The organism is Antrihabitans stalagmiti, from assembly GCF_016482825.1.
Lineage (GTDB): Bacteria > Actinomycetota > Actinomycetes > Mycobacteriales > Mycobacteriaceae > Antrihabitans > Antrihabitans stalagmiti.
This window is the reverse complement of record NZ_JAEMNV010000007.1, coordinates 39,541-62,578: the sequence shown is the minus strand read 5'-3', so window position 1 is coordinate 62,578 and position 23,038 is coordinate 39,541. Positions and strand designations below refer to the sequence as shown.

Genomic DNA, 23,038 nt, shown 5'->3' with positions numbered 1-23,038 from the left:
CCGATTCAGGGGAGTGGCGCCCACCACGTCAATACGGTGCCGCCGCCCTCGGCCGGTCCGATGGAAAGGCCCCCGCCGACTTCCTTTGCACGGGATTCGATGTTGGAAAGTCCACTGGGAGTGATGTTCTCGGGAACGCCGATGCCGTTGTCGATTATCTCGATCGTGAGGTTGTCTTCGACCGAAAGGCTGACTCTGATGGACTTTGCGTGGCCGTGTCGAACTGCGTTGCTGACAGCTTCGCGCACGACAGCTTCTGCGTGATCGGCGAGGACCGGCTCGACGACCGACAACGGCCCATTGATTCGTACGGTCGTTCTGACATCCGCGCTGCTTGTGAGCTGATCGATCGCTTCGTCCACGCGCTGACGTAGTCGGGTTTTGCCAGGCGCACCGCCATGGAGATCGAAGATGGTCGTCCGGATGTCCTGAACCACGCCTTGCAGGTCGTCGATCACCTCGGTGATGCGCCGCTGCACATCGGGCACGCGCGTGCGTGGGATCGTCCCCTGTAACGCCAGACCTGCGGCAAAAAGTCGCTGGATCACGTGGTCGTGTAGGTCTCGCGCAATGCGGTCGCGATCGGTCAACACGTCGAGTTCGCGAACTTGCCGCTGAGCTTCTGCCAATTGCAGAGCCAACGCGGCCTGGTCGGCAAAAGCCGTCATCATCTCCATTTGATCATCGGTGAAGGGAGGGGCACCAGCCCGGCGAAGGATGATCAGGACACCGGTCACCGAATCCGCCGCACGCAGGGGAAGTATCAACGCAGGACCATCAGTGGGCAGTTCGTCGGCAATCTGGCTGGTGGTAAGCGCGTCGAACCTCAGTGGGGTGCGTGTGGTGAAAGCTTGCCCGGATGCTGTGCCTGCTAGGTCGTATCGCTCACCGACTCGCAATCGTCCACCGTTGCCGACTGATTCGACCACGAGCAGTTCGCGGACGTCCGACGGTGGAGCCTCGGGGTCCTCCGGAACGGAAACCAAGATGTGGTCGGCTGCTGCGAGGTCGAGCATCTTGTCTGCGATGAGGCGGTATACGAGTCCGGACTTGGCACCGGCGAGCAACTCGGTGCTGATATCGCGAGTGGCCGCGATCCAAGCTTGTCGAGTCTTGGTCTCCTCGAAGAGCCGTGCATTTTCGATTGCGATGCCAGCCGCCGCCGCGAGTGCTTGCACCAGGACCTCGTCGTCTTCGGTGAACGGTTGCCCGTTCGCCTTCTCGGTCAGGTATAGATTGCCGAAGACTTCGTCGCGGATCCGGACTGGAACTCCGAGAAAGGTATTCATCGGTGGATGATTCGGTGGAAAGCCGACAGAGGACGAATGGTGTGCGAGTACGTCCAGACGCAGCGGTTTCGGCTGATCGATCAGGAGGCCAAGTACCCCTAGGCCCTCGGGGAGGGGTCCGATTCGCTCTCTGGTCGCTTCGTCGATGCCCTCGTAGATGAACTCGACGAGCTGGTGGTCGTGACCTCGCACTCCGAGCGCGCCGTATTGTGCATCGACGAGTTGGATCGCCGTATGCACGATCGTCCGAAGAGTTTCGTCCAACTCCAGACCGGACGTGACTACGAGCATGGCCTCTACCAGCCCGTCCATTCGATCTCGGGCATCGATTATCTGCGCGATTCGGTCTTGAACCTCGGACAGCAACTCGCGAAGTCGAAGTTGCGACAACGTTTCACGCAACGGGATCGAACCTTCACTCTGCGTGGCGTTGGGGTTGCTGGGCACGCGGCCATTGTCGCACTTCGCAAGCGATCACATCGATCGTTGCGGTCTTTACGAGACGGTGGAGTCGAGCCCATCGTGAGGCAAAGGACCACCGCCGAAAATTCGGTGACCATTGGCCGGCGTCCGGCGACCGAGTCAGGTCCTAACGTCGAACGTATGGACAAACAACCCGTCGTCGTCGGTGTGGATGGATCCGATGCGGCCCACGACGCTCTGCGGTGGGCGGCGCAGGAGGCCGCGCTTTACGCGAGCCCGCTTGTCGTTGTGAATGCCCGACCAGTGCTCGTCAGCCACGGACCGGGAATGGCGTTGATCAGCTACGGCCGTGCACTGTCACTGGCTTCCGAGGAGTTCGACGCCGAGCGCGCGGGGCGGTCGATACTCGATGCCTCGGAGCGGGCAGTCCGAGCGATGTCGGACGAAATCGGACCGATTGCGGTCAGCACAGAATTCGTTGCGGGCCCCACGATCCCGGCCCTGCTCGATATGTCGAAGAACGCACGCCTGCTCGTTGTGGGGAGTCGTGGTCTCGGCGCCTTCAGGCGGGGACTGCTCGGTTCGGTCAGTACTGCCGTTGCGCATCACGCTCACTGTCCGGTTGCAGTTGTCCGCCTCGGCAAGATTTTCGCCGGTACGGCGAACGCCGCTCCGGTAGTGGTCGGCGTGGATGGAACCGACAACAGTTGCTCCGCCATCGACATTGCGTTCGAGGAAGCGTCGCACCGCCGGGTCGAGCTTGTTGCTGTCTACGTCTGGCGTGCCAACAGCGACCTCATCACGTCTGTGATCGATCGGCCGGCAACACTCGCCGACCAACAAGCGGTGCTGTCCGACAGCCTCGGAAGGTGTCGCGATCGCTACCCGCAGGTGCGGGTGCGCACCGTTGTCGTGGAAGGCGATTCGGCGCGCAACTTGCAGGTGCAGGCTGAGCATGCGCAGCTGATCGTGGTTGGCAGTCATGGCCGAGGCGGTTTCCCCGGAATGACTCTCGGCTCGACCAGCGAGGCGCTCCTGCACAGCGTCGAATGTCCCATAATCATTGCAAGGAAACAGGATTGAGCCGATGGATAAAATGTTCAAGTTACCCGTCGTTGTCGGCTTCGACGCGTCGCGCTCGTCGAAAGAGGCACTTCGATGGGCGGCAGGCGATGCGGAGCGTCGTCGCGTTCCGCTGTCGATAGTTCATGCCGTATTCACGCCGCTCGATTACGGCCCGGGTTTGAGTTACACCGAATCGGACATGGGGCGTTTGGAAGCCGAAGGCGCAGAACTTCTTTCGGCGGCCAAGCAGATGGTGCTCGAGACGTCGCCGGACTTGGAAGTGACAACAGAACTAGTTCGTGAGCCGAGGACACCCGCCCTGATCAACAGATCCAAGGACGCACGTCTCATTGTGATCGGAAGTCGCGAACTCGGAGCAGTCGGCCGCGGTCTGCTCGGATCGGTCGGCTCTTCGCTCGCGCGCCACGCGCACTGCCCGGTTGCGATAGTGCATTTCCGTGCAAGCGATCCGTGGCACTTGTCACGTCCGAGAAAGGCCGTCGTGGTTGGTGTCGATGGCTCAGACAACAGCATCCCCGCGATCGAGATCGCATTCGAAGAGGCGTCGATGCGGGCCGCGAAGGTCATTGCGGTGCACTCCTGGACCGATGACAGCAAGTTCTTGCACGTCGGTGACTGGGACGCGGTCGCGACCAAGGAAGAGGCCCTGCTCTCGGCGAGTCTCGCGGGCTCCGCAGGCCGGTATCCGGATGTGACAGTGGAGAAGATCGTTGTCAAGAACGACCCTGTGCGACACCTCCTGGACTTCTCCGACGATGTCGAGCTGCTCGTTGTCGGCAGCCATGGGCGCGGTGGTTTCGCCGGAATGACTCTGGGGTCGGTGAGTCAGAAGCTACTGCACTCGGCCAAATGCCCGCTGATCATTGCCGCTGGTCCCGCCTGACCTACCGATCTGCGAGAGGCCCGTTCGGCGAGTCACGTTGGCATGACGCACCCGGCGACAAGGTCAGCCGGTCGGCACATCGAATTCGTAGCGGGTGAGTACGGTTCCATCCCAGCGCTTTCCCGACATCGAGACAGTGACGCGTGAGCCGTCATCGTGGATGTCGAGGACTCCGTACTGGCCTCCTCCGGGGTATGTGCCTTCGCTGTACGGTCCGCCCTTGACGCTGCCTGGCCGGTCGAGTGCGGCAGCCTGCAGGATCGGAAAGCCTGCGCCGCCGGTTGTCGAGTAGTCGCTGTTGGTGCCGTCGTCGATTGCAACCATGTGGGCGTCACCGCCGACCGATATCAGATTGTGCACGCCGGCGGCGGCGATGGCATCGGCGATTCGGCGGCGCTCGTCGGGGTGGCCCGCCCAGCCGTCGGCACCAGGACTCGACTCGCCGATCCACGGATCGGGGTTGGCCCAAACGACCAGCGCATGCGTCTTGCTCGAGGATGTGACTTCGTCGATGAGCCACCGTAGTTGCGCGTCGCCGAGCATTGTGGAGTCGGTGGCCTCGGACCGATTGTCGGTCATGACGAATCGAACTCGACCGATCGTGAACGCCTGGTTGACTGTCCCGCCCGGCGAGCCGAACGCGTAGTGCGGTACGGCGGAGTCGAAAGCCACACGGGACGCGTCGCGGCCAGGCGAGGACGCATCGGCGTCGTTCGCACCGTAGTCGTGGTCGTCCCACACGTACGCAATCGGTGCGGCGCGATACAACGCAGCCTGGGCAGGCATCGTCAGGAACTTGCCGTACGCATCGAGGTACGGACCCGGCGTGGTGGCCTCGATGTTGCCGTAGTGCAGGTCACCGAGTGCGAGATGAATCATGGGTCGTTCGGCGGAGATCGCGTCGTACACAGACCCGTTGGAACCGACCCGAGCGCAGGCACCTGCAGTAACGCGGTAGGACATCGGTCCGTCGACTGGAGTTTCGAAACTGCCTGCGCCCCTTGATGTGTCGGCAACGCCATCGACCACGACGGTGAATCGATAACGCGTGCCGGGTCGCAATCCGTCGGCCCGCATGCGAGCGATACGGTGATCGTCGGCGAAAACTGCGCGGGTAGTCGTCGAGAACCGCCCGTCGTTCGATTCGACCAGCAGACTCGCCGTCTCTCCCGACTCGGCCAAGCGCGCCGACACCGAAATCGACGCACTGCTGAGGGCGCCGGACCACACCCACTCGACGCGGTCGACGGCCAAGCCCGGCGTCGTGCTCGAGGGATGCGTCGGTCCGAAGTAGATGTCGTACACCTTCGTCGCTCCCGCCCACGTGGTGCCGAGCAGCAGTGCGGTGACCACGGCAAGGACTACGAGCTCGATCGCGCTGCGGCGATGTTGCCAGCTGAGCCACAACAAAATCGACGGCACCATCGCCGCCGCCGTCAAAGCCACCGCATAGATCGGCTGGTATTCGACCGCGGCAAAGATCCCGAGGCACGTCGCTGCAAAGGCGATGAGCACAGCGCCGATTGCTTCCCACTTCCAAGCCAGCAGCGCACCGAGCGACACCACGCCGGCAAGGGCAAGTTGCGCGGGTCGCTCGACGCCTGGGCCGAATACGTAATTCTCGGTGCTGGTTGGGACCCCGACTGTGAAAGTCAGCACTGCCAGCGTGACCGCAACCGCCGCCGCGGACAGGTGGGCGAGCACGCGGACTGCGCTCGCCGTGGAGATCCCCATCCGGATCATTCCGCGACTCTTGCGCCGCAAAGGCAAGTCCTGCGACCGAGGGCAACTACGGCAGCCGATGTGCGCACGCGGTACGTCGACCACCCAGCGTGCACCGAATACCAGAGCTGAACCGATCAGTGCCCCGCCGATGACGTCGGTCGGCCAGTGTGCGCCGCGCGCGACCCGATCGACCATGGTCGCAGCGGTTGCGACACCGAGTACGAAGCTCAGCGGCGCGGCGATTCGTGGCCATCCGATCAGTGTGGCGATCGCACGCGGAACGAGCCCGGCAACGATGACGGCGAGCACGACGCTTTCGCTCGGATACGAGTCGAGCATTCCTGCCATCGGGCCGTCGAGGGGCCTCGGCCGTTCGATGATGTCGCGCAGCACAACCGTGGCGAGAAAGCCGAGCGCGACCGCCGCCGCGAACGTGAGAGCCAGCACGCGGCAGCGCACTGCCACCGCACCAACCACGACAACCGCCACCACGACGATCCCGGTGCGCGAAACGAGGTCGGTGATCGAAGTAGCCGGCCACCCCAACCCGTGAAACCACGCGGCGACACCGCGATCGAACCCGTCGACAACGTGTGGCGAGGCCGCGACGATCAATGCGAGAAGTCCGGCGCCCGCCGCGGCAGCCAGGAACCCGGCGGCGAGCTTCCACGATGGACCCTCCGGCATCGTGTCGCCGTCGACCGGGCGCGACGTGAGCAGCGAGTTGGTGAGCATCCTGCGGAAAGACTTCGGCGGAACCGGATATCGCACGAAGACGACTGCAGCAACCGAGCCGTAGGCGATTGCTCCGAAGGATGCGGCGAGTGCAAGTGCCAACAACCAGGCGATGTCGGCTACGTAGTACCCGGGCCGAAAGTAGTTTGCGATAGAACCGATCGCGACGTAGGCCGCGCCACAGCCAAGTGCGACGGCGAGCAACAGGTAGACCGGTCGTGGGCGCAGCCCCTGCCTGCCGGGTGGCTCGGCGCCCGTGCTGCCGAGCGTGAGTCGCGCAACCTCGTGGCCCGCAATCGCGGAGCGCTTCGCGCGCGACGCGGCTCCCGTCGCCCTGACGAGTTCGCGCAGTTCGCTCGCGAGCCAGAACAACAGACCGACACTCATGATCGCGGGTACGAAAATGTTCAGGCGGTCGACCCCGAGCAGTCGAGCGACTCCGCGGTCGCGGGTGCGGGAGCTCATAGCTCGCCAACTTCGTCGACAATTGTGACTACGCCGGCGTCGGCATCGATGCGGACGAGTTTCCCATCCAGCGCTCGGACTGCTCCAGGCACGTCGAAAATTGCGGGGACGCCGAATTCGCGGGCCAGGATCGCGGCGTGCGACAGCGGACCGCCCTGCTCGACGATCATTGCGCCGCAACGCATCAGCAGCGGCGCCCACGAGGGGTCAGTAGTCCGTGCAACCAGCACTTCGTCTGCACCGATCGTTTGATCGGGACCGTCGACCCGACGTGCGATGCCTCGGAACGTGCCGCCTCCACCTGCCAAACCGACGAGCCGTTCGCCCGGCGGAGCCGAGGCGGTCGTCGGCCGCGGGACTCCGCGAAATTCCTGCGGTAGGGGCCCCGCTTCCTCGTGCTGTCGACACCACCGGCTTCGTCGTGCGAGCTGCGCTGCCGTGACTGCAGGCCGTCCGAGCCGCCCACCGAGCTCGCCACATAGCGCAGCGCGGAATTCGAGCAGGCTGAGCTGTTCGATATCGGCGGCGCGATCCAACCGGCCGAGTTCCGCGAGCCGAGCGCCCGTTGAGGTGTGAATACGACGAAGTTCGCCGCCAAGGATCAGTATCGCGCGTTTGGTTCGCTCTCGTCGCTCGAGTTGTCGTGCTGCTTCAGCGCTGAGTCGGTCGATCTGTCGGTTCCGAAGCCAGCTGCCGACGCCGGAACTCGGCCAGCGCGGACTGGCAGTCACGATCGCCATAGCGTTGTCGAAGATGGTGTCGCGGTCCGCCGTAGCGACAGGGTTAGCGGGCTCTAGGCCGAGTTCGATCCAGGTAGGACCTGAAAATATCGCAGCGCTCGCGCTGCTCGGCGCGACGATCGGTGCAGCCGGGGTCGTCAGATCGGCGGCCAGCCGGTACGCATCGGCATCAGTCACGAATCGTGCGAGCACTGCGCGAAGGCCGTTGTGGATAGCACCCGCGTCGGCAGCGACGGTGATCTCAGCGGCCATAGCACGGGTAGTCAGATCGATCAGCGAAAAGTGATAGCGCTGTAGCTCGTCGAGTGTCCACGATGCCAGATCCGCACGGCCGGAATCGATTTCGTCGGCCGCGCGGACAGCAACCTCGGCGTCGAAGCTTGCTCGCCGCCGAGCAGCGCTCGCCAGCCACCTATGTCGAGTGGCAGCGAATCCGCGCTGCCCGTCAGGTAGCGCGGCGGCGAGCATGTCGGCATCGAGGGCAGCTCGTCCGCGGACGCGACGAACGAGTCGGCGTGGTTGCACCATGCGGTCGTCCGGTAGCGCGCCGAGCCGGTCGAGCATGGTTCGCAGGGCCTCCTCGACGACGAAGGAGCAGATATCCCATCTCAGCGGTGGCAGTACGCCAGGCAGCATTTCAGCGATCCCCGTCGTGGTGAGCTGCGTGTCCAACTCCTGTTGCGGGTCGTCGAACGGGTCGTGCTCGTCCGCCGCCACCGTGATCGGCCGGGCCTGGACTATCCACAATCGGCTGCCGTCCCATGCCCATTCGACGTCTTGCGGGCGGCCGGCGTGGAGCTCGATCTCGGCTGCCGCAGCCAGTAATGGGGCGACTTCCTCGTCGGAGCCCTCAGGCGGTGCCGTTCCTTCGTGGACGCGCACGACGCGGGGCGTGCGCTTGCCTGACACCAGCGTTTCCGCAAGGCCGTCGACAGTTTCGATTCGGGCGGTGCCAGGGGGCGCGGTCGGATCCTGGGTGAAAACTACTCCGGCGCGCACTGCAGGAATCATCGGCATGATCAGCGCTGCCATCGCGACGCCGGTGTCGCCGATGCCGAGAGCTTTTCGATAGGCGCGCGGTGCGGGATGGAACAGTGAGGCAAACACCGACAGGACTGCGTCGGTCAACGCATCGATATCGGCAGGGTCCACATCGAGGACGGAATGGTATTGGCCAGCGAAGGATGAGGTGCCCATATCCTCCACCGTCGCGGACGACCGTACGGCTACATGTCTGCCGCCGCTTACCCTCAGCGCTGCTTCGCGGACCTGTTCGGCGACATCGGCCGGGAGCCCGGCCCGCGTGAAGGCGGCATCCACAGCTGCGGCCGCTACGTTTGCGTCCCGACCGATTTGCTCGAAGAGCGCTGTGAGGCTGGAACTTTCGCACACAGCCCGGTATGCCGTCGTGGTAACCACGGCAGTCGGTGGGACGGGGATGGACCAGGCGATGAGCCGATCTATAGCAGCGGCTTTGCCACCGACCACGTCGCCTCGAAGCTGGCTGCCGTTCAGCACTGTGACAGCGGGCGCCGCCAACGGCGGCGAGAGGTGCAGGTCCGCGACGGTCATTGCGAGCTCGGGGTGGGGTCGATGTCGCCGGTGAGCGCGGCACGGTAGGCCGCGACCGCGCGGTCTGCGATCCGACCGACCGACTCGTCGCCCGCATCAGCCCGTTCGGTGAGAAAGCGGAACAGGTCGATGCGAAGTGTCAACGGTCGGCGCCGACGAACCGGCACCGCGAGCAGTGCGCCGAGTACGCCGACCGCTGCGAACAGTGTGACCAAGTCCCACGCTTGTCCTGTCGCAGCATCGATGATGCCGATGACGGCGACGAGGACCACCAATGCTGGTACGACTAATGCACGAGTCATCGCTCAATACCCCACATCGCGATTTCGGAATCCTGCGAATCCAAGAACAAGGACGGCAACGGTCAGCGCCAGGATGGCGAAGGTTGCACCTGCAGTGATGTTTTCGAGTGGCGCCTGGGCCGTATGGGTGAACGGTGACGCGCTTCGGACCCAGTCCGGCAATTTGAAGGAGTCGGCGAACATCACGACGACGACGCAGTAGCCGAACGCCGCCCACGCCAGCGCGGCGGCCAGCTTCGGCAGGTAACCGACACCGAGCACGGCGACGGCGACGACGAACCACATCGCGGGCAGATACACGAGTGCGACCCCGGCGAGACGAACTGCTTGGCCGGGATCGGAGATGGTCAGACCGTATGCGAGCCCTTCGCCGAAGCCGCCGGCGAGCGCAACGAAGGCGCTGCCGACAAACGCGACCGCGATGTGGCTTGCGAACCAGTTCGTGCGACCGGTCGGCGTGGCGAAGACGGGTTCGGCACGGCCGGAGCTTTCCTCGCCGCGTACGCGCAGCGCGCTGGATATGCCGTACGCCGCTGCGAGCAGCACCGCCATCGTGATGGTGAGCGCGAGATAGGCGTTGACCGCATCGCCGGCACCGCCGGGCAGATATGCAGCGATCTCGGGGTTGTCGGCGATGAAGTCTTCGATGCTGTTACCGAACGAACCGTAGGCGGCGCCGAGGGTGAACACTCCGACGATCCACATGAGGAGCGCGCCTCGCTGCAGCCGCCAGGCCAAACCGAGTGGCGAACCCAGCGCCCAGGAGGCTCTCGCTCGTCCCGATCGGCTACCGAATACGCCGGCTCCGTAGTCTCGGCGGTCCAGGATGGCGACTGCTCCGACGACGAGTGCTGCACCTGCGATCGTGGGTAACACCAGGGGCCACCATCGGTCGCCGGCAAAAGGGAACGTGCGCTGGCCCCAACCGATCGGTGACAGCCATGACAAGGTGCCGTCGCCGACATCGCCGATTGCCCGGAGCGCGTATGCGATACCGATCGTCGAAGCAACTGCGCCGTAGACACTTCGGGGGTTTTCGAAGACCTGAGCCGCTACTGCAGTGAGGCCCGCGAACACGATTCCGACACCCGCGAGCGACGCCGCGAGAAGTATCGAACCACCTGTTGGAAGGCCGGTGACGACGGCTGCGCCGAACACGGCGATGGCGACTGCGACATCGGCGAACCCTGCCAGCGCTACCGCCGCCAGAAGCGGAGCCCGACGCCCGACGCGAGCCGATCGCACAAGTTCGGCGCGGCCGTTGTCCTCGTCGGTGCGGGTGCACCGCCCGACGAGGAACATGTTCATCAGTGCGACGACAACCGCCAGGTAGGCGAAGATCTCGAAGACGACTTCACCGCCGATCGTCGTGAGCAGTTCGGCTGGACCGGCCATTGCGACCATCGCGGCGTTGCCGCCCATGGTCTCTCGAAGTTGCGCGAGTTTGGCGGGGGAGTCGTAGAAGGACTGGCTGCCCCAGGACTGGTAGCCGAGTAGCACCGCGGTCCCGGTCAGCCACCAGGGCAGACCCCGCCGTTCGCGGCGGAGCGCGAATCGAAACAACGCGCTGGTCCCTGCCGCGTCAGCGGTGCGCCCGGCGAACAGGGTGGTCGTCATGCCGTCACTCCCGCCGTTGCAGCCGGAGCAGCCTCGTAGTGCCGTAGGAAGATGTCTTCGAGAGTCGGTGGTGTGCTGATCAGGCTGCGCACGCCGAGGGGGGTGACAAGCCGCAGCACTGTGTCGAGTTGCGCCGTATCGACGTCGAAGCGAGTTCGGTCGCCGTCGACGACGACGTCGTAGACACCAGCCAGCAGGTCGACACCGACAAGCGGTTTCGATGTTTCGACGGTGATCGAGGTTCGTGTCAGGTGGCGCAACTCGGTAAGGGTTCCGCTTTCGACTGTGTGGCCGAGTCGAATGATGCTGACTCGGTCGCACAGTGCCTCCACCTCGGCGAGGATGTGGCTCGACAGCAACACTGTTCGCCCACGGCGCTTCTCCTCTTCGATACAGTGCTGGAATTCGACTTCCATCAAGGGATCTAGGCCGACAGTCGGTTCGTCGAGTAGTAGTAGCTCGGCGTCCGACGCTAGTGCTGCGATGAGCGCGACCTTCTGCCGATTGCCTTTCGAATAGTTGCGTGCTTTCTTCCGCGGGTCCAGATCGAACCTGTCGATGAGCTCGGCGCGCCTGTGTTCGTTGATACCGCCGCGCAGCCGGCCCATCAGATCGATGATCTCGCCTCCTGTTATGCCGGGCCACAAATTGACCTCGCCGGGCACGTAGGCGAGCCGACCGTGCAGTGCGACAGCGTCTCGCCACGGATCTCCGCCCAGCATCCGAACAGTGCCCGAATCCGGCCGGAGCAAGCCGAGGAGCACTCTGATCGTTGTGGTCTTTCCCGATCCGTTCGGCCCGAGGAAGCCGTGCACCTCACCCTCTTCGACAGTCAGGTCGAGGCCGTCGAGGGCCTTGAAGTGGCCGAACGATTTGGTCAGGCCGGAGATCGTAATCGCAGCCATCTGGGTGCGTCCTCCCTGATCTTGACAATGGGTTTCTGAGTCCTCATCAGATTCATCCACCGCGCCCTCGCATTGCAGGGCCGAACGTCCTCGGGTCATGTGGCTTATGTGAGGGGGCTGGGCGCACCGCCGGCCTGGTTTCCACCGGCTTCGGCGACAGCCAGCGCGACCGCCGCGATACCGGCTACCTCCACCGTGCAGATCCATGTGCCGACGGAACCGTTCGTTGCCGCGCGCCCTGCCGCCTGGTCAGGCGCCGTAAATGCCGGCTTCCGGTTCGGGGCGACGCGCTGTTTCTCAGGAGATCGGCGCAGACCACACGATCCTGGTACCGCCGTCGGCCACCGAGTGAATGGCGTGTGTTCCACCGACGTCGAGTGCGCGTGCCGCGAGACTGTGACGTCCGCTGGCAATGATGTCGTCGGGCAGCTCGACTCCGTCATCGACGATCTCGATCGTCAGATCGTTCGCGACGCTTATCGCGATCGATATTTCCTTGGCATGGCCGTACTGGACTCCATGACCGACACTTTCACGGACGACCGCTTCGACGTGGTCGGCCAGGTGCGGGTCGATGACGGACAGCGGCCCGGACATTCGCACCGTGGTACGCACGCGGGAGTTCGCGGTCGTCTGTGCGATCACTTCGTTCAGTCGTTGCCGTAGGCGAGTGTGACCAGAGTTGTCCGGATGCAGATCGAAGATCGTGCTCCGGATCTCCTGCACTACAGACTGCAGATCGTCCATCGTATCGATGAGGCGTTGCTGGACTTCGGTCGATCGTGTGCGGGAGACGGTGCTCTGCAACGACATTCCGACTGCAAACAGACGTTGGATGACGTGGTCGTGAAGGTCGCGGGCGATTCTGTCGCGGTCGCCCAGCACGTCCCGCTCACGCATGCGTTGTTGTGCGGTGGCCAGTTGCAGTGCAAGTGCGGCCTGATCGGCGAACGTCGACATCATCTCCAGCTGATCATCACTGAACAAGGGCGCGCCGACCGGCCGGATCTTGATCAGGATCCCGAGCACGGTGTCGGCAGTCCGAAGCGGCAGCATCAAGACCGGTCCGGAATGTGCCGGTAGTCCCGATGTGTCATCGGCGTCGAGGGCATCGAATCTCATCGGTACTCGTTCGGTGAACACGCGGCCCAGTGCAGTCCCGGCCAACTGCAGCGTTGCGCCGACGAGTCCGTCGAGTCTGGAACCGGCCGAGTCGATGACCACCAATTCTGTTGTCTTCGAACGGCTCTCAGCGGAGTCGCGCTGCACGGCGAGCAGTGAATGACCGGCCGCGGGAGTCAAACTCATAGCCTTGTCCGCGATTAGGCTGAAGGCTCCGTCGATGTCCTTGCCTGCGAGGAGTTCGGTGCTGATATCACGAGTGGCTTCGATCCACGCTTGGCGCAACCGGCCGGACTCGAATAGTCGCGCGTTCGAGATGGCGATGCCCGCGGCGGCAGCAAGCGCTTGGACCAGGACCTGGTCGTCGTCGGTGAAAGGCTGGCCGTTGGACTTCTCCGTCAGATAGAGATTGCCGAAGACGTCGGCGCCGATGCGAATCGGCACGCCGAGAAAAGTGTTCATCGGCGGATGATCTGTCGGGAAACCCACCGACGTCGGATGCAGGGCCAACCTGTCGAGTCGGATCGGCTTCGGCTGGTCGATCAAGAGACCGAGTACGCCGCGCCCCTGCGGTAATGGACCGATCTTGGTGCGGGTGTCCTCGTCGATGCCTTCGTGAATGAATTGCACGAGTTGGCGGTCGTCACCGCGAACGCCAAGGGCGCCGTAGCGAGCGTCGACGAGGTCTATTGCTGTGCGCACGATCCTGCGGAGCGTCTCGCCCAAGTCCAGCCCGGAGGTAATGGTGAGCATGGCCTCTACGAGCCCGTCCGTTTTGTCGCGGGCGTCTGCAATCTGTGAGATCCGGTCCTGCACTTCGCCGAGCAGTTCACGCAACCGCAACTGTGACAACGTTTCTCGCACGTCGGGTGGTGACCATGAGCTACGAGCCTCTGCGGCCGACCGGGACTCGGTGGTGTCGAAGTGTCCGCTCATCGCTGTGTCGATGTACGTATCGCACGAACCGGAAAGCGCGTGTTCATGATATCCCGTCAACGTTTTGTTGGTGTCGGCCGACGGGGGAACGGGCGGTGAGAGAAGGCCTCCGGGGGCTCGGGTGGCGTGCTACTGATGCTACCCACCAGGGGTCGAAAAGCAATGGCTCCGTGATCCCGAGGCGTCGAAGGCGTGGGCTCGGTCGCTTGCTCCTCTGATTCGGCGCAACCCGATGCAAATGATCATGTTGCGCAACAGTTCTCGGGCAGTGTCGGCAATCGGTACCTGCACATACGTCCCATATCTCGCTCGCGCCATACCGCAGCGCGGGCTGACCGTCCTGCGGGTGTGGGACTGCGGCGCTGCTGGCGGTGACCGCGGTGGCCGTCGAACTCAGCAGCCCCGGTCCGGTGTTCTACCGAGCTGAACGGATCGGCCGCGCCGGTCGTCCTTTCACGATGCTCAAATTCCGCAGCATGATCGTGGACGCCGGCCGCGCGCTCGAGAATCTTCGAGGCTGGCAACAACGCGTCGGGACCGCTGTTCAAGTTGATGCGCGATCCAACGGTCACAAAGCTTCATCAACGTCCTGCTCGGTCAGAGGCAGCGCGCCTGGACCAGTCCTATGTCGAGAACTGGTCGACGACAAAGGATCTCGCAATTATCGCCAGAACGTTCGCCGCGGTCACATCGCACCGAGGGGCATATCGACTGTCACGGCGTCGGGTTCACGAGTGACTTTCGTCCCTGAACTTCTGCGATTTTGGGCCCGTCCCGCGCGCGCGGCGGAGAGCGAGAATCATCAGAATGACCGAGCAGGTTGCAGGTGCCGAGCTGATCGACGAAGCGGAGTTGTTTCGCAAACATTTTCCCCGCCGCGACGAGTGCGGTCGATCCGCGCACACAATGGGGGAACTGTGCGAACGCGTCGGAACGTTCGTTGCAGCTGCCGAAGACCAGTACGGAGCCGGTAAGTCCGAGGAATGGGCAGCGCGCTTCACGCGGACGATCAGTGCTTGCGAGTTCCTGCCGAACCTGTCGACCTTGGTGAGCGCGTACGACCGAACGGACACTCTCGCAGACTGTTTCGTCCTCCCCGTCGACGATTCACTCCGGTCGGTAATCGAGACGCTCGGTCGTACGGCGGTACTTCAGCAACACGGTGCTGGCGTCGGCATCAACTTCTCGCACGTGCGCCCGCGGGGCGACCTCGTCGAAAAGAGCGGCGGCACGGCGGGCGGTCCGTTGTCGATACTGCAACTGTTCGACTCCGCGCAGCAGGTATTCGAGCAGGGGCGTCGCCGGCCCGCACCATTGAGGTGTCTGGTCGATGTGACCCATCCTGACATTTTCGATATCGTCGGTTCCGCTGCCATGCAACCGGCAAAATTTCAGCACATCGAGCTATCGGTAGGGGTTACCGACGAATTCGTGCGTGCGACGCTGGACGACGACTCGCACATGCTTGTCCATCCGCGGACCGGTCGCACGGTACGAGCGGTACGCGCACGTGAGCTGCACGATGCGATCTGTGCAGCCGTACAACCGAAAGCTGGGCTCGTGGTTACGTTCATCGACGCGATCGACAGGGCAAATCCCTTGGGGGAGCGGGTCGAGGCGACGAGTCCGTGCGGCGATGTACCTCTATTGGCCTACGAATCCTGTGCACTCGGGTCTGTGAATCTTGCGCGGTTCGTCGTCGGCGGCACCATCGACTGGGGTCGTCTCGATGACGTGGTCCGCATGGCCGTTCGCTTTCTCGACGACACTATCGACGTCAGCGGCTACCCGTTTCCGGAGCTGGAGTGGGCTGCCAAGGCGACGAGGAAGATCGGTGTCGGAGTGCTGGGACTCGCGGATGCTCTCGCATGTTTGGACACCCCGTACGACAGTCGGCGCGGCGTCCATCTCGCGGCTCGGATCGCTGAACATATCCAGCGTTCGGCGCACTCGGAATCGATCGCGTTGGCCGAATCGCGGGGGCGCTATCCAGAGGCGCCGCACAGCCTTACCGGGCGTGCACGGATCCGGCGAAATGCACAGGTGACGTCCATCGGCCCGACCGACACCACATCGATGCTCGCGGGAACGACCCCCGGAATCGAGCCGATGCGCGACGTTCAACCCGAGTGGCACCTCCGCATGCAAGCGACCTTCCAACGTCACGTAGACGGCGCCGTGTCGAAGACGATCGAACTGCCCGCGGACGCTGATATCGCAGAGATCGGCTCGATGATCGTCGCGGCCTGGCGTTCGAAAGCGAAGAGCCTGCGGCTAGCACCCGTCGACGTGGAGCGTAAGTCGATGCAATGGTCGTGCGACCTCGAACGACGCTTGTCGAAGCTGAGCACGACGTAAGACGGGCACCGGTCCTCGAGCCGGATCGGTCACCTCGGTCACATCTTTTGCAGACGAAGGTCTCTGCGACCGTAGAGCGAAATCAGCGAGTGTGGAGTAATGCACACCACCGAAATCACGAGCCGTACCGTCGAAGCCCAGTTCACCGCAGTCATGCGGACGACGATTCCGGTTGCTGGAATCGGCCAATGGATAGGAGCGGCCTACGACGCTACCTCCCGGGCTGCGATCGACAGCGGGGCCACGATCGTCGGCCCGCCGTTCGCTCGTTATCACCGTCGCAGCGACAACGAGTTCGACATCGAAGCCGGCTTTCCCGTCGATCGGCCGATCACGGACAAGGGCGACGTCGGTCCGTCCGTACTTCCCGGCGGTCAAGTCGTCGCAGCGATCCACATCGGCTCCTACGACGAGATGGAGCCGACCTACGATGCGCTCTACGGCTGGGTGCGAGGCCATGACGCCGAACCCGCCGGGGACCCGTGGGAGGTCTATTTCACCGACCCGTTCGCAGAGCAGGACCCGGCGATGTGGCGCACTGAAGTTGTACTGCCGTATCAGCCAGCGGTGAAAGGTGAGCGAGTCCAATGACCGTCGAACAACACAGGGCCGAACCGAGAACGCGCCGTCGCCCGGGAGCTCGTCTTGTCGGAGATGAGCTGGAATCACTTGTAGTGCTACTTAATTCGAAGTTCCCAGAATTCTCGGACTCCGATATCCGGGATCTCGTCTTCGAGACTTATGAGCGGCTGGCGTCCGGTGCACGCGTCCAAGGTCACTTGATCCCATTGACGCTGAATCGCTCGCGAGCTGTGTTGGAGGCTGAGCGCACAGCCGGAGGTATTCGGTGACGCACAAACGCTGGGCTGACCTTTCGCCCGCTGCGCAGTCCGGAATATCGATTCTCGCCATCTCGCAGCTGGCGCTGGCAATCGCTGCGTGGGTCGACCTCGCGCGGAGACCAGCTGAGGAGGTACGCGGTCGAAAGCCTCTGTGGGCCGCGGCGATCGTCGTCAACTTCGTCGGGCCGATCGCCTATTTTCGTTGGGGTCGAACAGGTTCGAGCGAGGTCAGTGGTGGGTGAGGGCACCCGAGCGCCGACAAACAAGGCGAGGCTGATTGCGTTCATGCATCCAGCAGAGCCACACGCGGCACCAACGTCGGCACGATTGAACTGGTTGAGAGCCGGCGTGCTAGGCGCCAACGACGGAATCGTCTCGACGGCAGGACTTGTCATCGGCGTTGCTGCGGCGGATGTCGGTCGAGGACCCATTCTGACCGCCGGAGTTGCGGGCCTCGTCGCGGGTGCAGTCTCGATGGCGGTGGGCGAGTACGTCTCGGTAAGTACTCAGCGGGATACCGAGCGGGCTCTGTTAGCTAGGGAACGATGCGAACTCACCGACGATCCCGAGCAAGAATTCGAAGAGCTCGTATCGCTCTACGAAGCGAAGGGATTGCATCGCGACACTGCGACGACTGTCGCTTCCGAGCTCACAGCACACGATGCTTTCGCTGCCCACGTGGACGCGGAGTTGAAGATCGATCCAGAAGCACTCACCAACCCATGGCATGCCGCGATCTCGTCGGCGGTGTCGTTCACTATCGGAGCAATGCTGCCTCTGCTGGCGATCCTGCTTCCGCCCGCCGGGCTGCGAATCCCAGTGACCTTCGTAGCAGTCGTTGCAGCGCTGGCATTGACGGGCGGTGTCAGCGCAGGTCTCGGCGGATCGAAACGGTGGCCAGCCACGCGTCGAATCGTCGCCGGGGGCGCGATCGCGATGGTCGTCACCTACGGAATCGGTCAGTTGGTCGGCATGGGGATGGTGTAGCGCCATGCAGACGTTGCACGTCGAGATCGAGGAGGTTGGCGCCCGGCACTGGTGGGCGGCTCTACTGGCGACCCTGTTCGCGCAGTACGGCAATGCATACCTGCGATTCGTCGGCGTCGTTGGAAATGAACCCCGGTACGTCGGCCCGACCTTCCCGGTACCCCGCGGGTGGGGGAGCATTCCGCCGCAGGAATCGTGGGTACCGGGAATGACGGACGCTTTGGCCGAGGTTCGGCAGAAGATCGTGGCTGACGGCTGGCGTGAGGTCGGTCATGGCAGCCAGCCGTGGAACTTGACCTTCGAGCTCCAGCCAACCGGCGGCTCAACCTCGCCGACAGTTCCTATCGCTCAGCATCTTTCACGCTGTCCAAATCTGCCTGGCGCCGAGGTGCTCGTGGGGTTCGCGCGGTCCTTGATCGAATCGAAACGGCGGATATTCGTCGCGCATCAGTGCCACGTAGGCGACGACGCGGTAGACCCATCGGTTGATCCCCATGACGAAGTCGAAGAGCGGACGCTGATAGCGACCGGTGAACAAGAGCAGCACCGCCGCGACAAGCACCAGAACGCCCAGGAGCGAGCCGAATATCCAGGGCTCGCTGGACACACCTTCCTCGTTGCTGTCGATTCCGAACGGCCACCCGAACCAGCCACCTGCGAGAACCGACAGAATCATAAAGTGAGGTATGGCGAGAAGCCACCACTTCACCAGAACGAGCCCGCGAGAAAGCCGCTCCGGATACTCGACGTCGAAATCGGCGGGATAGTCGGTGCGCTGCAACGTGAACGGCGGATATCGGTCGGTGCCGAGTGCAGAGTAGGCGTAGAACTGAACGCGCCACAACCAGCGGAGAACTCCCACATTGAAGTCGAACAGTCCCCGCGGGTACCGGCCGGTGAAGAAGATCGCGAAGCCCGCAATGATCGTGGTGACGACCATTGCGATTCCCAGGAAAATCAGCATGAAGTAGTGCGGAATTGCCAACAGCCACTTCACCAACCACAACCATCGGGATATCGGTTCGTCGAGATCGCCTCGAAGATGCGCGGGATAGGGGGCGCTCGCCGTGGATGGAACGGGTGTGGCGGAAGCGTCGACGCTCGACGGCGGCACGATCGGCCAATGCGGCTGCGGTGGGCCGTGTCGACCCAGTCCGATTGCGCCGATCACAACGAGGGGAATCCCGACGATCAGGAAGAACACCCCACCGAGCAGTAGTCCGAGTGCGAGCGCGCCGAGAAACTCGAGGCGAGCGCCGGCCTCGATGTCCACATCGACGCCTGGAGTGCCGTCTGCATTCATAACGACAGCGGTCCAGGAACCACGTTGAAGGTCCCATTCGACCTGCTGGGTGCCGGTTCCGAGCGAGGCGACGGACCAGAAATCCGCTGAATCAGGAGGAGCCGGTTTTCGTCCGCCGGGGATCTGCCGGTAGGTCGGCTCGAACGGGCCGAATTCGACCTTGGTCACCTCGGTTCGGGCAACGCCGTCGAGAAAGCGCTCCACATCTGCGCGCGGTCCGATGCCGACGAAGATGCGGCCGTTGGGGTCGTCGGCGGTGACACGCAGCACGATACTTCCGAGGTCTTCGGTGCTGAACCCGTTGGGCAGGTCGGCGTCCTGGAAGAGATCGATGCGCTCGGATACCAACGCGCTCCCGATCGATTCGTAACGTTGTGTTGGAGAGGTCAGATAGCCGTCGTCGTTCTGGCCGAGGTATGCCAAGCCGAGAACGGCAGCAGCTGCTGACAAGCCGAACCCGAGCAGAGCGCAGAGACATCCGACGACGAGTGCGACTACCTTGCCGGTTTTCACGGCGTGGGTTCGATCTCGATGTGGCCGCAGGCTTCGCCTGCATGCTCGGGCGCGTTGCCGAGGCGCATGTGCACGTACTCCGACGCGTCGGCGGAAAGCTCGGGCCCTGCGGTTACCCGAACAGAAGCACCGGGGTGGATTGTTCTCTCACTCATATCCATCGCTCCTCGATAGCGGATCTAGGGTCGCTGCCATGCAAGGTCTGTACCGTTGCGCTCTACCGCTTGTGCGACCGACGGCAGCACTGCGGACGCGGCAGTCTCGCGTTGAAAGAACGAGGAGATATCGCCGATCGCGCTCATGAGCGGGGCAGGGAACACAACGGTGGTGTTCTTGTCGACGCCTAGTTCGACAAGGGTTTGCAGGTTTCGTAGCTGCAGGGCGAGCGGATGAGCCATCATCGTGTCCGATGCGTCGCCGAGTGCTGCGGCCGCCATCGATTCACCCTCGGCGGCAATGATTTTCGCGCGTTTTTCCCGTTCTGCTTCGGCTTGCCTTGCCATTGCGCGCTTCATACTGTCGGGCAATTGGATGTCCTTCAGCTCGACCAGGGTGACCTCGACGCCCCATTCGAGAGTCGTTGTGTCGAGGATCTGTCGGATGTCGGAGTTGATCACATCGGTCTCGGCGAGTGCATCGTCGAGGCTGTGTTGTCCGACTACTTTGCGCAGCGTCGTCTGTGCGATCTGATCGATTGCTGCATATACGTTCTCGATCGCCACAACCGACTTCTCGGCGTCGACTACGCGGAAGTAGGCAACGGCCGAGATGTCTACGCTGACGTTGTCCCGAGTGATGATTCCCTGTGACTGGATCGGCATCGTGATGATCCGCATCGAGACCTTCTGCAGGCGGTCGATGATCGGGATGATGAGTCGCAGGCCCGGTTCTCGGACCGCGATGACGCGGCCGAGGCGAAAAAGAACTCCCTTTTCGTACTGCGTGACCACGCGGATCGACAAGGCCAGTCCGATCATTACGACCGCTGCCACCGCCAGCGCTACGACTGCGATTGTGTTCATCGTTCACTCCTTCGAGCGGTGTTGAGAATCGACACGGTGCGTAAAGCGCAGCGCCTCGCCGGTCGACGTCGCAGTTGGAAGTTCTCGGTTCGCCGAACCGACGATGAACCAACCGAGAAGGGTCAACCACAACCCACCCGCGCTGCCGAGGGTCAACGCCTCAGCCATCCCGAGCAGGATCATCGCCGCGCCGATGTTGCGTCCGCTGCGAGCAGCAGTCGCCGCAGCATGGAGTCTGTCGCCGGATCTGCGCCACAGCCAGGCGCGGAGGATGCGACCGCCGTCCAGCGGTGCGCCCGGCAGTGCGTTGAAGAGTGCGAGGACGACGTTGGTCGTGCCGAGCCATGCGACCGTGACGGTGACAATCTCGGGGGCGAACGGCTCGATCGCGAAAGCTGTTGTGAGCGAGCTGATACCGATGGCGAGACTGGTGAGCGGGCCGGCTACCGCGATGGCAAGATCTAACCGGGGGTCGGCGGGTTCATCGCGTAGTTCGGACATTCCGCCGAGCATCCACAGTGTGACTCGGTCGACGCGCACCCCCATCCGCACAGCTACGATCGAATGCGCCAATTCGTGAGCCAGCAGCGAAAGCACGAAAGCGCTCGCCGCAAAGATGCCGGCCGACCAGGTCTGCGATGTCGTTGCTTGCGGCAGCCGATTCGGGAGAGTGCTTTCTGCCAACAGCCACGTGAGTAGGGCAAGCGTGACACCGAGTGACCAGTGCACAAAGGTCCGAACTCCGGCAATCCGACCGAGCAGCAACGTGTTTCGCCGCATTGCGCGCCTCCTCGTGCTAGGCAGCCTTCATCGCGCGATCACTCGAGGCCGGCGGCGACGAGGCCTACTGCGCCGAACATAGCCAGCGCGACGATGGTTGCCAGGCCGAGCGAGTTCACGCTTGCAGCGACCATCGAAAATCCGACCAGCCCTGTCACAACCGCAATGGCGGGAATTGCCGGATCGCGGTCGAGTTCGGTGTCCGAATCGCTCGTACTCGTTTTTCTCAGCAGCGAGGCCACGGCTTCTCCTGTCTCGAGACGAGTCGACGAAGAGGACTCGATCTGTTCCTTCCGAAAGGCTGCGCTATCGGGCACGTTGCCCGTAGGGGCCGATGTCCCTGAAATCGCAGGCCCTTCGGCACGCGAGCGCCGGGACTCGGTCAACGACGAACTCGGAAAGACTTCGGACCTTGCCACGCAGTGGTCGCAGGTCATCTATGAACGGTCTTGGGACACTACCGATCCGCCGTAGCGACCCGAATGCTGAGACAAACGGCGGAGGTTCGACAAGTCCGTCACCAGCAACGGGCGTGAGGTAACGGATATGAGCACAGTGGTCGACAGCGGGTCCATCGTCGTGGGTGTCGACGGTTCCGATTCGTCGCTGCAGGCCGCACACTGGGCGGCGGCAACAGCGAAACGATTGGGTGCTCCGTTGGTCGTTCTGCACGCCGTCTACGAGCCTGTCTACAGCTACGGTGACGGAGCGATACTCGCCCTCGCGGAGATCGAAGAACATTTGCGACGCACCGGAAACAACATCGTGCGGGAAGCCGTGATCGAACTTCGTCGGACGCATCCCGCTGTAAAGATCGAGGCCGAACTAGTCCACGGTCGACCGGACCTGAACCTGCTGGAGCTGAGTAAGCGGGCGCGACTGATCGTGGTCGGATCGAACGGAAGTTCGTCCCGTTCGGTCATTTCGGGATCGACGGCCCTGCACGTTGCGAACCACGCCAGCTGCCCGGTCGTGATCTGGCGGTCGATCGCGAACCAGCCGGTTCCGTTCGGCTTGCCCGTGGTGGTCGGTGTGGACGGTAGCGAGCTGAGCGCGCACGCTGTCGCGGCGGCGTTCGAGTTCGCGTCGTTGTTCGGCGTCACGCTGATCGCGGGTCACAGTTGGACACGAAGTGCCCACGGCGACGAGACGGATCGCTTCGAAGGTCAGGTGCTCGCGGAATCGCTCGCCGGCTGCAGGGAGAAATATCCGGACGTACAGGTCGAACTGGTCGCAAAGGAATCGAACGCCGCGGCTCTACTGCTCGGGCTCGCTCACAATGCCCAACTTGTCGTCGTCGGCAGTCACGGCCGTGGCCGTCTTGCTGCGATGTTGCTTGGGTCGACGACTCAGAATCTGGTCCACCACCTCGCGTGCCCGATTCTGATCTGTCGAAGCACCGCGTAGCTGGGATTGCCCGGACCGGGACCGGG

At 63.3% G+C, this 23,038-nt stretch carries 20 protein-coding genes and 1 pseudogene; 8 read left to right on the top strand and 13 right to left on the bottom strand.

Annotation, left to right across the window (positions count from 1 at the left end):
• Positions 1–5: 5 nt before the first annotated feature.
• On the bottom strand, positions 6–1,736 hold the full coding sequence (locus JGU71_RS20475) for a GAF domain-containing sensor histidine kinase (RefSeq protein ID WP_199706153.1): 1,731 nt from the start codon (positions 1,734–1,736) through the stop codon (positions 6–8).
• 156 nt (positions 1,737–1,892) lie between these two features.
• On the opposite strand from JGU71_RS20475, the gene JGU71_RS20470 reads away from it, so the two are divergent.
• Both JGU71_RS20470 and JGU71_RS20465 read left to right on the top strand, forming a co-directional pair.
• Complete coding sequence (locus JGU71_RS20470; RefSeq protein ID WP_199706152.1) at positions 1,893–2,795, top strand: universal stress protein; 903 nt, start codon at positions 1,893–1,895, stop codon at positions 2,793–2,795.
• A gap of 4 nt (positions 2,796–2,799) precedes the next feature.
• On the top strand, positions 2,800–3,681 hold the full coding sequence (locus JGU71_RS20465) for a universal stress protein (RefSeq protein ID WP_233529842.1): 882 nt from the start codon (positions 2,800–2,802) through the stop codon (positions 3,679–3,681).
• A gap of 63 nt (positions 3,682–3,744) precedes the next feature.
• Here the strand turns inward: JGU71_RS20465 and JGU71_RS20460 are convergent, their stop codons facing one another.
• The 6 genes from JGU71_RS20460 to JGU71_RS20435 all read right to left on the bottom strand — a co-directional run bounded on the left by JGU71_RS20460 (position 3,745) and on the right by JGU71_RS20435 (position 13,800).
• The gene (locus tag JGU71_RS20460; RefSeq protein ID WP_199706151.1) at positions 3,745–6,606 is read right to left on the bottom strand and encodes an alkaline phosphatase D family protein; all 2,862 of its coding nucleotides are present in this window, start codon (positions 6,604–6,606) and stop codon (positions 3,745–3,747) included.
• A complete protein-coding gene (locus tag JGU71_RS20455; protein WP_199706150.1) occupies positions 6,603–8,918 on the bottom strand; it encodes a PEP/pyruvate-binding domain-containing protein in 2,316 nt (771 codons plus the stop codon). Before JGU71_RS20455 ends, JGU71_RS20460 begins: the two co-directional genes overlap by 4 nt.
• Positions 8,915–9,220 (bottom strand): hypothetical protein, encoded by a 306-nt coding sequence (locus JGU71_RS20450; RefSeq protein ID WP_199706149.1) that lies wholly within the window; start codon positions 9,218–9,220, stop codon positions 8,915–8,917. The genes JGU71_RS20455 and JGU71_RS20450 overlap by 4 nt, the downstream gene beginning before the upstream one ends.
• A gap of 3 nt (positions 9,221–9,223) precedes the next feature.
• Positions 9,224–10,837, bottom strand: coding sequence for an ABC transporter permease (locus tag JGU71_RS20445; RefSeq protein WP_199706148.1), 1,614 nt, complete (start codon positions 10,835–10,837; stop codon positions 9,224–9,226).
• Positions 10,834–11,742, bottom strand: a complete 909-nt coding sequence (locus JGU71_RS20440; protein WP_199706147.1) for an ABC transporter ATP-binding protein — start codon at positions 11,740–11,742, stop codon at positions 10,834–10,836. The genes JGU71_RS20445 and JGU71_RS20440 overlap by 4 nt, the downstream gene beginning before the upstream one ends.
• Positions 11,743–12,039: 297 nt before the next feature.
• The gene (locus JGU71_RS20435) at positions 12,040–13,800 is read right to left on the bottom strand and encodes a GAF domain-containing sensor histidine kinase (RefSeq protein ID WP_199706146.1); all 1,761 of its coding nucleotides are present in this window, start codon (positions 13,798–13,800) and stop codon (positions 12,040–12,042) included.
• Between the two features lie 371 nt (positions 13,801–14,171).
• On the opposite strand from JGU71_RS20435, the pseudogene JGU71_RS29970 reads away from it, so the two are divergent.
• The 5 genes and pseudogenes from JGU71_RS29970 to JGU71_RS20410 form a co-directional block, all read left to right on the top strand.
• Positions 14,172–14,240: pseudogene (locus JGU71_RS29970) on the top strand (hypothetical protein); the annotation flags it as partial.
• A 367-nt stretch (positions 14,241–14,607) separates the two neighbouring features.
• The gene (locus tag JGU71_RS20425) at positions 14,608–16,158 is read left to right on the top strand and encodes an adenosylcobalamin-dependent ribonucleoside-diphosphate reductase (RefSeq protein WP_199706145.1); all 1,551 of its coding nucleotides are present in this window, start codon (positions 14,608–14,610) and stop codon (positions 16,156–16,158) included.
• A gap of 99 nt (positions 16,159–16,257) precedes the next feature.
• Positions 16,258–16,749, top strand: coding sequence for a GyrI-like domain-containing protein (locus JGU71_RS20420; RefSeq protein WP_199706144.1), 492 nt, complete (start codon positions 16,258–16,260; stop codon positions 16,747–16,749).
• A gap of 256 nt (positions 16,750–17,005) precedes the next feature.
• Positions 17,006–17,242 (top strand): PLD nuclease N-terminal domain-containing protein, encoded by a 237-nt coding sequence (locus tag JGU71_RS20415; RefSeq protein ID WP_199706143.1) that lies wholly within the window; start codon positions 17,006–17,008, stop codon positions 17,240–17,242.
• Positions 17,243–17,285: 43 nt separating this feature from the next.
• A complete protein-coding gene (locus JGU71_RS20410) occupies positions 17,286–17,987 on the top strand; it encodes a VIT1/CCC1 transporter family protein (RefSeq protein WP_199706142.1) in 702 nt (233 codons plus the stop codon).
• A 61-nt stretch (positions 17,988–18,048) separates the two neighbouring features.
• On the opposite strand, the gene JGU71_RS20405 is transcribed toward JGU71_RS20410, so the two are convergent.
• The 6 genes from JGU71_RS20405 to JGU71_RS20380 all read right to left on the bottom strand — a co-directional run bounded on the left by JGU71_RS20405 (position 18,049) and on the right by JGU71_RS20380 (position 21,847).
• Positions 18,049–18,261 carry a hypothetical protein gene (locus JGU71_RS20405; protein ID WP_199706141.1) on the bottom strand — a complete coding sequence of 71 codons (213 nt, stop codon included), beginning with the start codon at positions 18,259–18,261 and terminating at the stop codon, positions 18,049–18,051.
• 84 nt (positions 18,262–18,345) lie between these two features.
• Positions 18,346–19,803: a DUF4389 domain-containing protein gene (locus JGU71_RS20400; protein ID WP_199706140.1), complete on the bottom strand. Its 1,458-nt coding sequence runs from the start codon at positions 19,801–19,803 to the stop codon at positions 18,346–18,348.
• Positions 19,800–19,958, bottom strand: coding sequence for a hypothetical protein (locus tag JGU71_RS20395; RefSeq protein WP_199706139.1), 159 nt, complete (start codon positions 19,956–19,958; stop codon positions 19,800–19,802). The genes JGU71_RS20400 and JGU71_RS20395 overlap by 4 nt, the downstream gene beginning before the upstream one ends.
• A gap of 24 nt (positions 19,959–19,982) precedes the next feature.
• Positions 19,983–20,825 carry a slipin family protein gene (locus tag JGU71_RS20390; protein ID WP_199706138.1) on the bottom strand — a complete coding sequence of 281 codons (843 nt, stop codon included), beginning with the start codon at positions 20,823–20,825 and terminating at the stop codon, positions 19,983–19,985.
• A gap of 3 nt (positions 20,826–20,828) precedes the next feature.
• On the bottom strand, positions 20,829–21,605 hold the full coding sequence (locus JGU71_RS20385) for a site-2 protease family protein (RefSeq protein WP_199706137.1): 777 nt from the start codon (positions 21,603–21,605) through the stop codon (positions 20,829–20,831).
• Between the two features lie 38 nt (positions 21,606–21,643).
• Positions 21,644–21,847: a hypothetical protein gene (locus JGU71_RS20380; RefSeq protein WP_199706136.1), complete on the bottom strand. Its 204-nt coding sequence runs from the start codon at positions 21,845–21,847 to the stop codon at positions 21,644–21,646.
• 304 nt (positions 21,848–22,151) lie between these two features.
• On the opposite strand from JGU71_RS20380, the gene JGU71_RS20375 reads away from it, so the two are divergent.
• Positions 22,152–23,012 (top strand): universal stress protein, encoded by an 861-nt coding sequence (locus JGU71_RS20375; RefSeq protein ID WP_199706135.1) that lies wholly within the window; start codon positions 22,152–22,154, stop codon positions 23,010–23,012.
• Positions 23,013–23,038 lie beyond the last annotated feature (26 nt).

What these genes read in the sequence shown, in the direction of transcription:
- JGU71_RS20450 (WP_199706149.1), bottom strand. Translation starts at nt 9,220, where the DNA reads ATGACTCGTGCATTAGTCGTACCAGCATTGGTGGTCCTCGTCGCCGTC.
- JGU71_RS20420 (WP_199706144.1), top strand. Translation starts at nt 16,258, where the DNA reads ATGCACACCACCGAAATCACGAGCCGTACCGTCGAAGCCCAGTTCACC.
- JGU71_RS20390 (WP_199706138.1), bottom strand. Translation starts at nt 20,825, where the DNA reads ATGAACACAATCGCAGTCGTAGCGCTGGCGGTGGCAGCGGTCGTAATG.
- JGU71_RS20465 (WP_233529842.1), top strand. Translation starts at nt 2,800, where the DNA reads ATGGATAAAATGTTCAAGTTACCCGTCGTTGTCGGCTTCGACGCGTCG.
- JGU71_RS20470 (WP_199706152.1), top strand. Translation starts at nt 1,893, where the DNA reads ATGGACAAACAACCCGTCGTCGTCGGTGTGGATGGATCCGATGCGGCC.
- JGU71_RS20395 (WP_199706139.1), bottom strand. Translation starts at nt 19,958, where the DNA reads ATGAGTGAGAGAACAATCCACCCCGGTGCTTCTGTTCGGGTAACCGCA.
- JGU71_RS20385 (WP_199706137.1), bottom strand. Translation starts at nt 21,605, where the DNA reads ATGCGGCGAAACACGTTGCTGCTCGGTCGGATTGCCGGAGTTCGGACC.
- JGU71_RS20460 (WP_199706151.1), bottom strand. Translation starts at nt 6,606, where the DNA reads ATGAGCTCCCGCACCCGCGACCGCGGAGTCGCTCGACTGCTCGGGGTC.
- JGU71_RS20445 (WP_199706148.1), bottom strand. Translation starts at nt 10,837, where the DNA reads ATGACGACCACCCTGTTCGCCGGGCGCACCGCTGACGCGGCAGGGACC.
- JGU71_RS20440 (WP_199706147.1), bottom strand. Translation starts at nt 11,742, where the DNA reads ATGGCTGCGATTACGATCTCCGGCCTGACCAAATCGTTCGGCCACTTC.
- JGU71_RS20455 (WP_199706150.1), bottom strand. Translation starts at nt 8,918, where the DNA reads ATGACCGTCGCGGACCTGCACCTCTCGCCGCCGTTGGCGGCGCCCGCT.
- JGU71_RS20410 (WP_199706142.1), top strand. Translation starts at nt 17,286, where the DNA reads ATGCATCCAGCAGAGCCACACGCGGCACCAACGTCGGCACGATTGAAC.
- JGU71_RS20425 (WP_199706145.1), top strand. Translation starts at nt 14,608, where the DNA reads ATGACCGAGCAGGTTGCAGGTGCCGAGCTGATCGACGAAGCGGAGTTG.
- JGU71_RS20375 (WP_199706135.1), top strand. Translation starts at nt 22,152, where the DNA reads ATGAGCACAGTGGTCGACAGCGGGTCCATCGTCGTGGGTGTCGACGGT.
- JGU71_RS20405 (WP_199706141.1), bottom strand. Translation starts at nt 18,261, where the DNA reads ATGACCGACCTCACGCCAGCCGTCAGCCACGATCTTCTGCCGAACCTC.
- JGU71_RS20435 (WP_199706146.1), bottom strand. Translation starts at nt 13,800, where the DNA reads ATGAGCGGACACTTCGACACCACCGAGTCCCGGTCGGCCGCAGAGGCT.